Origin of the sequence: Thiomicrospira sp. S5 (assembly GCF_003991075.1) — a bacterium.
GTDB lineage: Bacteria > Pseudomonadota > Gammaproteobacteria > Thiomicrospirales > Thiomicrospiraceae > Hydrogenovibrio > Hydrogenovibrio thermophilus.
In genome coordinates this window covers 2034656-2048239 of sequence record NZ_CP014470.1, presented here as the reverse complement: position 1 = coordinate 2048239, position 13584 = coordinate 2034656, and the positions used below count along the sequence as shown (strand labels likewise).

The following is a 13584-nucleotide window of genomic DNA, read 5'->3' as shown; positions in this document are numbered from 1 at the left end:
AGCACAGGCAAACAAAAGGCAAAACGATGAAACAAGCGATTCTGAATCAGATAAAAGACCGATTGGTATTCTGTTACGGCGATACCGTCGGGCAGGAAACTTTCGAGCGTGTCAGTGCGTTGTTGGCGGATTCGGCAGACGGCGATTTCAAAGACTCGCGCTGGTCGCAGGAAGATGTGTTGCTTATCACTTATGGCGATACCTTCTTGCGTGATGGCGAAAAACCGTTGGAAACTCTGCATGATTTCCTGAAAACCCATGTCAAGAAAGCCATCAATAACGTGCATATCCTGCCGTTTTTTCCATACAGCTCCGACGATGGTTTTTCGGTCATCGATTATCAACAGGTCAATCCCGATTTAGGCGATTGGCCGGATGTTGAAAAAATCGGTGAAGACTATCATCTGATGTTTGATTTCGTCGTCAACCATATTTCGCGTGAAAGCCTTTGGTTCACTCATTACAAGGCGGATAACCCACCGTACAACAAATTCTTCATTGAAATGAAAGGTGACGAGGATGTGTCTCAGGTCACGCGTCCGAGAAACACGCCGTTGTTGGTGCCGGCTTATACCCACCATGGGCGAACGCTGGTGTGGGCGACCTTCAGTGCCGATCAGATTGATTTGAACTTCAAGAATCCGGATGTTTTGATCAAGATGTTGGAAGTGCTGCTGTTGTATTTGCAAAAGGGCGCACGCATTATCCGGCTCGATGCCATCGCGTTTTTGTGGAAGGAACTGGGGACCAAGTGTATTCACTTGCCGCAAACCCATGAGATGGTGAAATTGTTCCGGGATGTGATGAGTTTCGTCAAACCGGAAAGCATTTTGTTGACCGAGACCAATGTGCCGCATGCCGAAAACCTGTCGTATTTCGGCCATCAGGACGAGGCGCACATGGTGTATCAGTTTGCGTTGGCACCGTTGGTGTTACATGCTTTGCACCGCGGCGAAGGGAATTATCTGACCGATTGGGCCATGTCGTTGGAACCGCCTCCGGAAGGCTGTACTTTCCTGAATTTCACCGCTTCGCACGACGGCATTGGGGTGCGTCCGGTGGAAGGCATTCTGCCCGAGCGTGAGGTGGAGGATTTAATCACCAGTATGCACCGTTTAGGCGGTTTCGTAACCACCAAGTCCAATCCGGACGGTTCGGAAAGCCCTTATGAAATCAATATCGCCTTGTTCAGTGCCTGTCGGGAGACTTATCACTCCAACGGGCCGGACCAATGGCAGGTGGATCGCTTCATCTGTTCCCAGAACATTATGATGACGTTGCAAGGTATTCCGGCCTTTTACATTCACAGTCTGGTGGCGACGCCGAACGATTTGCAAGGCGTGGAGCAAACCGGGCGGACGCGTTCCATCAACCGTCGTCGCTGGGATTACGAATATTTGCTGGCGCTGGTGGACAGCGGGCGAACCTCGAACGCGGAGGTCTTGAAACGGATTACCAATATCCTGCAACGCCGTAAAAAACACAAGGCGTTCCACCCGGACACACCGCAGAAGGTTTTGAATTTGGGCAGCGACTTTTTCGCACTATGGCGGGATGCCGAAGATTTGCGCTTCCCTTTGTTGGCGATTCACAACCTGACCAACGACATCAAATTGATTAACCTCAGTGAAATCGAGGGCATGGAACGTTTTTCCTATTGGGTGAATCTCCTCGATAACGGCGGGGTGTCCAATGCCGAGACCAAATACGTTTTACAGCCGTATCAGTCGGTGTGGTTGATGCCGGAAACGGTGGACGATGTCTCGGCCTTGTGGGCACCTTATACCGATTAGGCCGATTAGAGAAACTCGCCAGGCCTGGCCGGAATGTGGTTTTTGACCAGGCCTGGGCGTTTTCATTGTTTGACGGCGTCAAACGAAGTTGCACTTAAACGACTCGCATTTAAATGAAGAAGGTGGATAGAACAGATGAATAAACCGCTTTTGAACTACCCGATCAACAGTTTCTACGATGAGACCATGGAAGCGCCGGATACCCCGCGCGCTTGCGCCCGTCAGTTCATCGACCAGTTGCAGGATTACAGTATCAAGGATTTTGTGGAGTTGCAGAGCAACGCCAACACCACCATTGCGGAAATGGGCATTTCCTTCACCGTGTACAGCGACAAGGGCAATATCGACCGCCTTTGGCCGTTTGACGTCTTCCCGCGCATCATCGATGCCGATGAATGGGAAACGGTTTCCAAGGGGTTGAAGCAACGTTTGACTGCCTTGAATATGTTCATCGAAGACCTGTATAACGACCAACGCATCATTAAAGCGGGCATCGTGCCGGAAGAAGTGGTGTTGTCCTCTAAGGATTACCGCCCGGAGTGCAAAGGCATGAAGCTCAAACATGGCGCCTGGGCCAGTATTTGCGGCTCCGATCTGGTGCGCGGTGGCGACGGCACCATTTATGTGTTGGAAGATAACTTGCGGGTGCCGTCCGGCGTGTCTTACATGCTGGAAAACCGCGCAGTGATGAAGCAGGTGATGCCGGAAGTCTTTCATGACATCAACATCATGCCGATTGACCACTATCCGACCAATCTGTTGTCGATGTTGAGTTCGCTGTCGCCGAACCAATCGCCGATTCCGGAAGTGGTGGTGCTGACGCCGGGCATTTTCAATTCCGCTTATTACGAACACGCGTATCTGGCCCACGAAATGGGCGCGGAGCTGGTGGAAGGCAGCGATTTGGTGGTGTTGGAAGACGACTGTGTTTACATGAAAAACATCGACGGCTTGAAAAAAGTCGATGTGATTTATCGCCGTATCGACGACGCCTTCCTCGACCCGGAAGTGTTCCGTGAAGATTCCGCTTTGGGCGTGCGCGGTTTGATGCGCGCCTGGAAAGCCGGAAACGTGGCCATCGCCAATGCACCGGGTTGCGGCGTGGCGGACGACAAGGTGGTGTATTCCTACGTGCCGGACATCATCCGCTTCTATCTGGACGAGGAACCGCTGGTGCAGAACGTTCCCAGCTATCTGTGCAGTGTGGAAAAAGACAGACAATATGTGCTGGAGCACTTGAATGAGTTGGTGGTCAAACCGGCCAACGAATCCGGCGGTTACGGGTTGTTGATTGGGCCGAAAGCGTCGGAAGAAGAAATCGAACAATTCCGCCAACTGATTCAGGAAAATCCGCGCAATTACATCGCTCAGCCGACCTTGAGTCTGTCGACGGTACCGACCTTGTGCGACGATGCGGTGGAACCGCGTCATGTCGATTTACGACCGTTCATCTTGCAAGGACAGAAAAGTTATGTGACGGCCGGTGGCTTGACGCGTGTGGCGTTGACCAAAGGGTCGTTGGTGGTGAATTCTTCCCAAGGTGGCGGCAGTAAAGACACCTGGATTGTCAAATCGGAGGAAGGCTAAATGTTGTCGAGAGTAGCGGAAAGAGTTTATTGGTCGGCGCGTTACATTGAGCGTGTCGAAAACACCGCGCGCCTAGCGCGAGTCCATTCCCAATTGATGTTCGACTTGCCCAAAGCTGTGAAGTTGAACTGGTACACGCTGGTGCAGATCACCAGCAACGAAGCCTATTTTGAAGAAAATTACGACGGACGTAACGAAAAAAATTGCATGACCATGCTGCTCAGCGACCGGAATAATCCGACCTCGTTGATTTCATCGCTCTGGTGGGCGCGGGAGAATATGCGCACCACCCGTGACATTTTGCCGCGTGAAGCGTGGATTCACATCAATGAACTTTATTTGATGGTGAAGGAAAATCAGGAAGATTTTCAGTCCCGCAGTAAGCGTAATCAACTGTTGGCTAAAATCATCAAAGCCTGCCAGGCCTGGTCGGGCATGATGTCCAGCACCATGAGTCAGAACACCACCTACCGATTCCTGAAACTGGGTATGGGCATTGAACGGGCGGACATGACCACGCGGATGCTGGATGTCGGCGGGTTTTTCGTGGCGCAGGCCAGCGACGAAACCGAAGAGCAACCTTACGACAGCATTCTGTGGGCGAACCTGTTGAAATCGGTCAGCGCTTATTTCATGTATCGTCAAAAGGTGCAAGTCGATATTCGGGGTCAGCAGGTGGTGGACTTTTTGATTCACGACCCGGAGTTCGCCCGTTCGGTGAACTATTGCATCGACATGGTTAAAGGCATTGTCGACAAGCTGCCGAACACCGACGGCTTGATTGCGGACTTGGAAGCGCTGGAAGCCTTTACTCGTGAAAACGAATCCTTTGAAGTCGGTTCGATGGCCTTACACGATTATCTGGATGCAGTACAATTGAAGCTTTCGTCCATTCACACGAAGTTCTATGAGATTTGGTTCAACCCTAAAGAAGTCGCTTAGAATCGTGCGCCCCGATAAGGATTTGGAAGCAATTTAATGAAACGCATGTTTTGCAAATGCGGGCAGGAGATATTTTTCGATAATCTCTACTGCGCCGCTTGTGGTCGTGATTTGGCCTATGACCCGACCATTGGCACCATGTGGAGTGGTGAAGTACGGAGCGATTCGCGCTTTTACCCGCACACCGCCAACGGTACCAAGTTGCCGAGTTTTAAGATTTGCAATCACCGCTATTCGGTGGTGAATTGCAATTGGCTCATCAGTCCGGAAGACGAAGGCAGTTGTCAGTGTGTGTCCTGTCGCACCACGCGGACGATTCCGGATTTGAGTTTGCCGAAAAATCCCAAGCGCTGGCGTATTCTGGAAAGAGCCAAGCGGCAATTGATGTACACCTTATTGGATTTGAAGTTGGTGGACCCGCAAGGCGCACCGGGGCATAACGTTTTGCGCTTCGACTTTCTGGAAGATCAACGCAGTAACCCGAATGTCGCGCTGGAACATGTGTTGACCGGCCACAGCAATGGATTGATTACCTTGAATGTCGCGGAAGCCGATGAAGGCTTTTTACATGTGATGAAAGAACAAATGGGTGAACGCTATCGCACTTTGCTGGGGCATTTTCGTCATGAGGTGGCGCATTATTTCTGGCATGAAATCATTGAACAGGAAGGGCTGTTGGAGGCCTTTCGGGAAGTGTTCGGCGATGAACGCGCCGATTACGACGAATCCCTCAAAGCCTATTATGAAAAAGGCTCGGTGTCGCACTGGAAAAGCCGTTACATCACCCCTTATGCCAGCAGTCACCCGCATGAAGACTGGGCGGAAACCTGGGCGCATTATCTGCACATGGTGGATACGCTGGAAACGGCGGTCAGTTATAGCCTGAGTGTGTATGAACCACGCCGCAACGATTTCGATGACTGGTTCAGCGAATGGAAACGGGTGTCGCAGGTGATGAACGCTCTGAACCGCAGCATGGGGCTGGCCGATCCGTATCCGTTTATTTTATCGCCGGTGGTACAAGGCAAACTCCGTTTCATCGATGAAGTGGTGGACGCTCATTTTTACAGACAATCGTTAGAGGAGAATGCTCGTGAAAACCAAACCAGTCGACAACATTCGCTGGACGGAATCTAAGCTGTGAAGACCGTTCTCGTTGCGCCCGATTCGTTTAAAGGCTCCTTATCCGCGGTGGACTTCTGCCGCATCGTCGAACGCGCCGGACAGGGGGTGGCCGATGGCCTGAATTTCATTTCCCGCCCCATGTCCGACGGCGGGGAAGGCTTTGTCGAATCCATCACCTTTGCCGGGTTGGCCGAATCGCATGAAGTGATTGTACAAGACCCATTAGGCCGCCCGGTGGCCGCCAAATTCGGTTGGCAACCGGACTCAAAAACCGCCATTGTCGAGATGGCGCAGGCATCCGGGTTGCCGAGATTGGCGGAACACGAGTTGAACCCGATGACAGCCTCCACTTACGGCACCGGCCAGGTTTTGGCCGCGGCGATTCGACTGGGCGCGGAAAAAATTATTCTCGGGCTGGGCGGCAGTGCCACCAATGACGGCGGGGCCGGCGCCTTGCAGGCGTTGGGGTTTGATTTCCGAAATGCACAGGGCGACTCGCTGGCGTTCGGTGGCGGGGCTTTGGTCGAGCTGGATCATATTGAACGAAATGCGCCAGGCCTGGTGAAAACGGATTTAAATGAGATTGAATGGATCATTGCCTGCGACGTGTCCAACCCATTGTTGGGCGAGCAGGGGGCGACAGCGGTGTTTGGGCCGCAAAAAGGCGTGGATGAAACCACCGCACCGATTTTGGAAGCCGGGTTGAAACAGTTGGCCAAAGTGATTGAAGCCGACTGGGGCAAACGCATCGACCATTTGCCGGGCGCCGGTGCGGCCGGCGGAATGGCCGGAACCTTTGTCGGTTTGCTGGATGCCCGTTTGGCGTCCGGCTTCGATTTGCTGGCGGAACTGCTGTCTTTGAATGAAGTCCTTCGGGACGGCGACGTGCATCTGGTGATTACCGGCGAAGGCAAAATGGACGAGCAAACCCGTTTCGGAAAATTGCCGAATCGCATCGCCGAACTGGCCGGGGACTATGATATTCCGACGGTTGGACTTTGCGGTAAATTGGAAGCCACGACACAGGACTTACCGGCGTTTTTCGAACTGCGCTCCATTCACGAACAGGCCCCATCTGACGCCGACTTGCCAACCTTACTGCGCTTGTCGGCACAGAATTTGGAAACCACCATTCACACCCATCTGAAAAACTGGTTGTAAGAGCTGATCTAACCACGTTTTTTCGTCCAGTTGGCATTCGGATTATTCGCCGGATGCGGCTGGTTTTTCTATTTTTATCTTTGTGCGTTTGCCGTTAACCCATCGTTAACCCGAGTTGTTCTATACTATCTGAAAAATGGCCAGGCCTGGCCGTCAAAGCAAGGTGCCGATTGAAAATGTTGCATGTGTTACTGGTGGAAGACGATTTGGATTTGGCGAATACGCTGGTGGATTATCTGGCGTTGGAGCAAATCGAGTGTGACCATATCGCCAATGGTTCGGCGGCGGAAAGCCTTATCAACGACAACCGTTACGATGCGTTGATCCTTGACGTCAATCTGCCAGGGCAAAGCGGGTTCCACCTGTGTGAAAAAGTGCGAGCCGACGGTAACGATACGCCGGTATTGATGCTGACCGCCCGTGATGCATTGCATGATAAGTTAACCGGCTTTGAGGTCGGCAGTGACGATTATTTGGTCAAACCGTTTGAAATGGCGGAACTGGTGGCCCGTATCAAAGCGTTGGCGATGCGCCGCAGCGGTCAGGCCAAGCGCTTTCAGGTCGCAGATTTGATGATGGACATTCAACAACATCAGGCGACACGGGGGGCGGTTGCTCTTCGTCTGTCGCCCACAGGCTGGAAGTTACTGGAAACCCTGATGCGCGCCAGCCCGAAAGTGGTGTCCAAACAGGCGCTGGAGCAAGCTTTGTGGGGCGATGAAGTACCGAATACCGACAGCCTGAAGGTGCATTTGCACAAACTGCGTAAGCAGGTGGATTTACCAGGCCTGGAGCCGTTGATTTATACGGTGACGCATCATGGTGTGGTGCTCAAATCCGGCAGCGATAAGGAAACGGGATGAAAGGCTTTAACCTCAGTTTGAAATATTATCTGGCCGGCACCGTCCTACTGATTGGCGTCGGGCTGGTGGTCGGGTACACCTTTTTGGCCGGTTCGTTTTTCCGTGAAGGCATCGATACCTATATCGTCAGTCAAATGGACGGCGTCGCCAAAAATTATCGCAAGCAACCGGCGTTGTTTGAACAATCTCCCCTAGATGACCTGTTTTATGTGTCATCCGATTGGCAGGCCTTGCCCAGCGAATTTCAGCAGGCGTTTTCCGCCAAAGACATCGAATCCAATCGTTTGTATAAACACAAAATCGTCTCTGAAGAGCGTGCATCACGCCGTATTCTGTTCTTATTGAAAGCCACGAATGGTGACCAGATGCCGGTGTATGTCGGCAAGTCCATGAAACCGTCGGAAGTCCCGCAAATCGGTCGTCAAAAGGCTGGTCGTTCCTTTACGTTTTTGCATGTGACCGGGGGCGTGATTCTGGTTGTGTTGATTGTTGTACTGTTTTTGTTGCTGAAATCGTTGGGACGTCCCATTGAACGGTTGGGGCAATGGGCAAGGTCGGTGTCGCCGGAAACCGTCAAGGAACCCCTGCCGGATTTCCGTTACCGCGAACTCAATCAATTGGCGGCGCTGATTCAGCAAGGTCTGCAACAAACGCACGCCACCTTGGAAAGGGAACAACAATTTTTGAATTACGCCAGCCATGAACTGCGCACGCCGATTTCGGTGATGCGCAATAACATCGAGTTACTCTACCGAATGGACAATGAGCGGTCGGAAGCCGAAACCCGAGTGCTGAACCGATTGTACCGCGCCGGTTTAACGATGACCGATTTGATCGACACCTTGCTGTGGTTGAGTCGTGAAGAAGTTGAAGCCATTCCGGTGGCGAAAGTCCACTTGGATAACGAGGTGATGGAAGCGGTCAACAGTTTGCGCTATTTGACGGAAGGCAAACCGGTGACGCTTCATGTCGACACCGAACCTTTCGTCGGACGCTGGGCAAAAGTGCCATGTCAGATTGTTTTGACGAATATGGTTCGCAACGCTTTCCAACACAGTTGGGAAGGTGGGGTGACCATTCGCCAAACGCAAGCCATGGTCGAAATTCGTAATCGGCTGGTGGAAGCGGAAGACGGTCGAGAACCGGCTGAACTGGGCTTTGGTCTGGGGCTTTTCTTGATTGAAAAATTGTGCCGACAATTTGGTTGGGGCTTGCAGACGACCATGGTCGATGGCGAGCATGTGACGCGAGTCGACTTTGAATCGTCTGCCCTTAAAGAATCGGAATGGCCAAACAGTTCATCAGAGGATACAGCATGAAACGGACATTGATTTTTTTCTGTATGAGCGGCTTGGTCTTGTCCGGCTGCTCAAGCATCGGTTCGCGAGAGGTGCCGAAAGAAACCGCTCCGGCTGACTGGCACAGTCAGTCAGAAAAGGCGCCGGTTGAAGCGCAGACGCCGGAACAGGCGCAGCGGGCCGCGCAAATACCTTGGTGGACAGAGCTCGATGATCCACTGTTGAACCAATTGATCCAGGAAGCGATTCAGTCGAATCCGGACGTGTTGACCGCTCAGTCCGCCATACGGGAAGCCCGGGCTTACCGTAAGCAGGCGCGGGGCGACTTGTTTCCGACGGTGACGGCCAGCGGGGGTGTCGGTTCCAGCCGTAATCACGATACCGATGTCACCACCGACACCTATTCCGCCGTTTTGGACGCCAGTTGGGAGCCGGATGTATTTGGTGCCAATCGCAGTGCGCTTTCCGCCGCCGATGCTCAGGAGCTGGCTTCCCAAGCCGATTATGCTGATGTTTTGATTACCTTGAGTGCCGAGGTGGCGGCCAACTATGTGGCCTTGCGGGGGTATCAGGCGCAATTGGCGGTGACGGAAGACTCCCTGAAAACCTGGCAGGAAACCGTGCAGTTGACGGTTTGGCAACAAATGGCGGGGATGGTGACACAACTGGATGTGGAGCAGGCCAAACGCAGTTATGAACAGACGCTGGCATCGATTCCGTCGTTAAGACAAAACATTATTGAAGCCCAATATCAGATTGCGGTGCTACTGGGGCGTCAGCCGGAGAATTTGCCTGATGGTTTGGGGAAATCGGCGCCGTTACCTCTGTCTCCGGAATCGGTATTCCTACCGATGCCGGCAGACGTTTTACGTCAACGGCCGGATGTTCGCGCCGCCGAGCAACGTGTGGTTTCGGCGATGGCGCAAACCGATGTTGCCAAAGCCAATCGCTTACCGAGTTTTGCACTTGGAGGCAGCTTGTCTTGGAATTCGACAAATCTGAGCGATTTGTTCAGCGTGGGGTCGTTGGTCTCAAGCTTGACGGCCGGCGTCGCGCAAACGGTGTTTGACGGCGGCCAGTTGGCAGCTCAGGTGGAAATACAGCAGGAAGTGGAACAGCAGGCTCTGCTCAGTTATCAGAAAACGGTGCTGGCCGCATTGCAGGAAACCGAAAATGCCTTATCGAATTTGCACAACAGTCGCGAAACCTATAAAGCTTTGGAACGGGCCTTGAATACGTCGTTGCTGGAAGAGAAACTGGCGATCATTCAGTATGAAGCGGGGGAGGCCAATTTCACCGATGTATTGGATGCGCAAAGAACGCGATTGACCTTACGAAAACAAAGTATCGAGGCCCAGGCAACGGAACTGGCGCAAGTCATCACCTTATCGAAAGCGGTTGCCGGAAACTGGGCGATGAAACAAGCGCAACAACAAAATCAGGCCCAACAACATCAGACCGAACCAAATGATGTGAATCAGAGTGGAGATTCAAGCAATGCAAACAACAAACCATAATGATATGGACGATTTAAAACAGCAGTTGAACCTGGATAAGTCGCCGAGCGTCAAGTGGTGGCGATGGCTGATTTTGTTTGTCTTGTTGTTGGCCGGAGGGTATGCGGCCTGGTACTTCGCATTGTCCAAACCATCGGCCGGCCCGGTTTACGACACCGGAAAGGTGACAACTGGGGATATTCGCGCGACCGTTTCCGCCACCGGTACTTTGCAACCGACCAATGAGGTCGAGGTGGGCAGCGAATTGTCCGGCACCATCGACGAAGTATTGGTCGATTACAATGATGAGGTCAAGGTCGGTCAGTTATTGGCGAAGCTGAATACCGATAAGTTGGAAGCACAGGTGTTGCAATCCAGAGCCGCTTTGCAGGTGGCGGAAGCCGGTGTATTGGAAGCGGAAGCCACCTTGCAGGAAAGTCTTGCTCAAAACGCGCGTTTGGAAAATATTCGTAAACTGACCGACGGTAAGTTGCCGTCCAAAGCCGATTTGATTTCGGCGGAGGCGTCCATGAAACGGGCTAAGGCCGCGAAGCAGACTGCTATTGCCCAAGTCGATCAGGCCAAGGCCAGTTTGGAGCAGAATCTGACCGATATCGCCAAGGCCAAAATCGTTTCGCCGATTAACGGCATTGTCCTGATTCGTTCCATTGAGGTGGGGCAGACGGTGGCTGCGTCCATGACGGCACCGGTTCTGTTCACACTGGCCGAAGATTTGACCAAAATGGAGCTGCAGGTTGATGTGGATGAAGCTGATGTGGGTCAAGTCGAAGCCGGACAAAAAGCGACCTTCACGGTCGATGCCTATCCGAATCAAAAGTTTCCGGCCAAAATCAAGCAGGTACGTTATGGCGCGGAAACCACCGATGGCGTTGTGACTTATACCACTTTATTGGAAGTCGCCAATCCGAATCTGAAATTGCGTCCGGGCATGACGGCCACGGCCGATATTCTGGTGAAGGAAAAGAACGGCATTATGATGGTGCCGGTGGCGGCATTGCGTTTCACGCCGGAACTGTTGGGCAATGAATCCGATAAGGCGGAAAAGAGCGTGATGGAATCCTTGATGCCGCGCCCACGCCGCCGCAGCGGCATGAACATTAAGAAAGAAGCTGTTGAAGCCGGGTATCATCGTATTTGGCGTTTGGTGAACGGTCAGCCGGAACCGTTATTGATTAAGACCGGTGAAAGCAGTGGACGAATGATTGAAGTGACGGAAGGCGATGTGAAAGTCGGCGACGAGGTCATTGTCGGGGTCGAGGTGCCGTTGCAATGAGCACTGTCCATGAAAGCGAACCTCAAGCACTGATTGAGTTCCAGAACATCGTCAAGTCTTACGGCAAGGGCGCGTCGGAATTCAAGGCGTTAAAGGGCGTGGATTTCAAGATACAGGAAGGTGAATTCGTTGCCATCATGGGCCCGAGTGGTTCCGGCAAATCGACGGTGATGAACACCTTGGGGTGTTTGGATACGCCGACGTCCGGCCATTATTTGTTTCAGGGCATTCATGTGGAAGCCTTAACCCGTGATCAGCGAGCGTTATTACGACGTCATTATCTGGGGTTCGTTTTTCAAGGGTTCAATTTGTTAGCCCGAACGTCCGCGTTGGAAAACGTTGAATTGCCATTGGTGTATCGTGGTATGAAACGCTCGCAGCGGCATGCCGAAGCCCGACGGGCATTGAAGCTGGTGGGGTTGGATGGCTGGGAAGACCATGCGCCGGGCGAATTGTCCGGTGGGCAGCAGCAACGTGTTGCCATTGCCCGGGCATTGGTGACCAACCCGAAGGTGTTGCTGGCGGATGAGCCGACCGGGAACCTGGATACGGCGCGCAGCCGTGAAATCATGGAGTTGCTCGGTCAACTGAACAAAGAGCTGGGCATTACCGTTCTGATGGTGACTCATGAACCGGAAATGGCGGCTTATGCCAGCCGCTTGATTCATTTCGTGGATGGAAAAGTGGAACAGGATCAGTATCAGGAGCCATCGACATGATTTGGAATGCTTTTTTACTGGCGGTCAGGGAAATTCGCCGAAACATGATGCGTTCGGCCTTGACGATGCTGGGCATTATTATTGGTGTGGCGGCGGTGATCACCATGGTGACGCTGGGGAATGGCGCCACGGCGAAAGTGGCGCAGGAAATTTCCAGCCTTGGAAGTAACCTGCTGATGGTGCGCCCCGGGCAACGAATGGGGCCGGGTCGAGACAGCAGCGGCGCCAAACCCTTTAAGATTGAGGACGTGGAGGCCATTCGCAATGAGGTGGTGTCCGTCGTGGCTGTAGCGCCGACGGTCAGTGCCAGTGTGACAGCGGTGCGCGGTAACGAAAACTGGTCGACCTCTGTGGTCGGTACCAATAACGACTACTTTATTACCGGGAACTGGGAGTTGGCGGAAGGCCGGTTGTTTTCCGAAACGGAGCTTAAAGCCGGCAAAACGAGCTGTGTCATTGGTAATACCGTTTCCAAAGAATTGTTGGGCGGTGAAGACGCGTTGGGGAAAAAGCTCCGGCTGGGCAGTTTTTCCTGCGATGTGATTGGCGTTTTGGAGCCGAAAGGCCAGTCGATGATGGGCAACGACCAAGACGATGTCATCATCATGCCGACAAAAACGGTTCAGCGCCGTTTGACCGGGAATCAGGACGTGCGCATGATTCGAATCTCGGTGAAACCGGACATCGATACCGATGTCGTGAACCGGGCCATTACCTTACTTTTGCGCGATCGTCGCCATTTAAGCGATAACGAAAAAAATGATTTTTCGGTGATGGATACACGGGAAATTACCAACACTTTGACCGGCACCACCCGCGTCATGACCATGTTGCTCGGCGCTGTGGCCGCGGTGAGTCTGGTGGTCGGTGGTATCGGTATTATGAACATCATGCTGGTATCGGTCACGGAACGGACTCGAGAAATCGGGATTCGTATGGCGATTGGCGCCTTGGAAAGGGAAGTTCTGTTGCAATTTCTGGTGGAAGCGGTGGTGCTGTCGTCGCTGGGGGGATTGATTGGTATTGTGTTGGCCTTAATCGCATCGGCGTTGGGCAGTATGTTGATGGGGATTCCGTATATGTTGGATTACGGCATTATCTCGCTGGCATTTGTGTTTTCGGCGATGGTGGGGGTTGTGTTCGGGTATTTTCCGGCACGCAATGCGGCGCGCTTGAACCCGATTGATGCCCTAAGGCATGAGTGAAATTTTGGTTAAGAAGCCAAAATAAAAAGCCCGCGCCAGACAGAAACGACGCGGGAAACAACGGTATCTTGAATCCAATCTTGGAGGCCATCGTTGAAAAT

General features: G+C 52.7%; 11 protein-coding genes. All 11 read left to right on the top strand.

The genetic code is table 11. The features are described 5' to 3' along the window. Nucleotides 1–26 precede the first annotated feature (26 nt). The 11 genes from AYJ59_RS09465 to AYJ59_RS09415 all read left to right on the top strand — a co-directional run bounded on the left by AYJ59_RS09465 (nucleotide 27) and on the right by AYJ59_RS09415 (nucleotide 13483). On the top strand, nucleotides 27–1793 hold the full coding sequence (locus AYJ59_RS09465; protein WP_127119971.1) for a sugar phosphorylase: 1767 nt from the start codon (nucleotides 27–29) through the stop codon (nucleotides 1791–1793). Nucleotides 1794–1928: 135 nt separating this feature from the next. Beyond that, the gene (locus AYJ59_RS09460) at nucleotides 1929–3380 is read left to right on the top strand and encodes a circularly permuted type 2 ATP-grasp protein (protein ID WP_127119970.1); all 1452 of its coding nucleotides are present in this window, start codon (nucleotides 1929–1931) and stop codon (nucleotides 3378–3380) included. Next, complete coding sequence (locus AYJ59_RS09455) at nucleotides 3381–4322, top strand: alpha-E domain-containing protein (RefSeq protein ID WP_029937609.1); 942 nt, start codon at nucleotides 3381–3383, stop codon at nucleotides 4320–4322. Between the two features lie 36 nt (nucleotides 4323–4358). After that, a complete protein-coding gene (locus tag AYJ59_RS09450) occupies nucleotides 4359–5459 on the top strand; it encodes a zinc-binding metallopeptidase family protein (RefSeq protein WP_127119969.1) in 1101 nt (366 codons plus the stop codon). A gap of 3 nt (nucleotides 5460–5462) precedes the next feature. Next, nucleotides 5463–6608 carry a glycerate kinase gene (locus AYJ59_RS09445; RefSeq protein WP_127119968.1) on the top strand — a complete coding sequence of 382 codons (1146 nt, stop codon included), beginning with the start codon at nucleotides 5463–5465 and terminating at the stop codon, nucleotides 6606–6608. Nucleotides 6609–6784: 176 nt separating this feature from the next. Beyond that, nucleotides 6785–7471, top strand: a complete 687-nt coding sequence (locus AYJ59_RS09440; RefSeq protein WP_127119967.1) for a response regulator transcription factor — start codon at nucleotides 6785–6787, stop codon at nucleotides 7469–7471. Next, the gene (locus tag AYJ59_RS09435) at nucleotides 7468–8790 is read left to right on the top strand and encodes a sensor histidine kinase (RefSeq protein ID WP_127119966.1); all 1323 of its coding nucleotides are present in this window, start codon (nucleotides 7468–7470) and stop codon (nucleotides 8788–8790) included. Before AYJ59_RS09440 ends, AYJ59_RS09435 begins: the two co-directional genes overlap by 4 nt. After that, nucleotides 8787–10286, top strand: a complete 1500-nt coding sequence (locus AYJ59_RS09430; RefSeq protein WP_164730762.1) for an efflux transporter outer membrane subunit — start codon at nucleotides 8787–8789, stop codon at nucleotides 10284–10286. The genes AYJ59_RS09435 and AYJ59_RS09430 overlap by 4 nt, the downstream gene beginning before the upstream one ends. Then, the gene (locus AYJ59_RS09425; RefSeq protein WP_127119964.1) at nucleotides 10267–11559 is read left to right on the top strand and encodes an efflux RND transporter periplasmic adaptor subunit; all 1293 of its coding nucleotides are present in this window, start codon (nucleotides 10267–10269) and stop codon (nucleotides 11557–11559) included. The genes AYJ59_RS09430 and AYJ59_RS09425 overlap by 20 nt, the downstream gene beginning before the upstream one ends. Next, entirely contained in the window at nucleotides 11556–12278 is a 723-nt protein-coding gene (locus AYJ59_RS09420) for an ABC transporter ATP-binding protein (protein ID WP_127119963.1), read from the top strand. Before AYJ59_RS09425 ends, AYJ59_RS09420 begins: the two co-directional genes overlap by 4 nt. Continuing rightward, nucleotides 12275–13483: an ABC transporter permease gene (locus tag AYJ59_RS09415; protein WP_127119962.1), complete on the top strand. Its 1209-nt coding sequence runs from the start codon at nucleotides 12275–12277 to the stop codon at nucleotides 13481–13483. The genes AYJ59_RS09420 and AYJ59_RS09415 overlap by 4 nt, the downstream gene beginning before the upstream one ends. Nucleotides 13484–13584 lie beyond the last annotated feature (101 nt).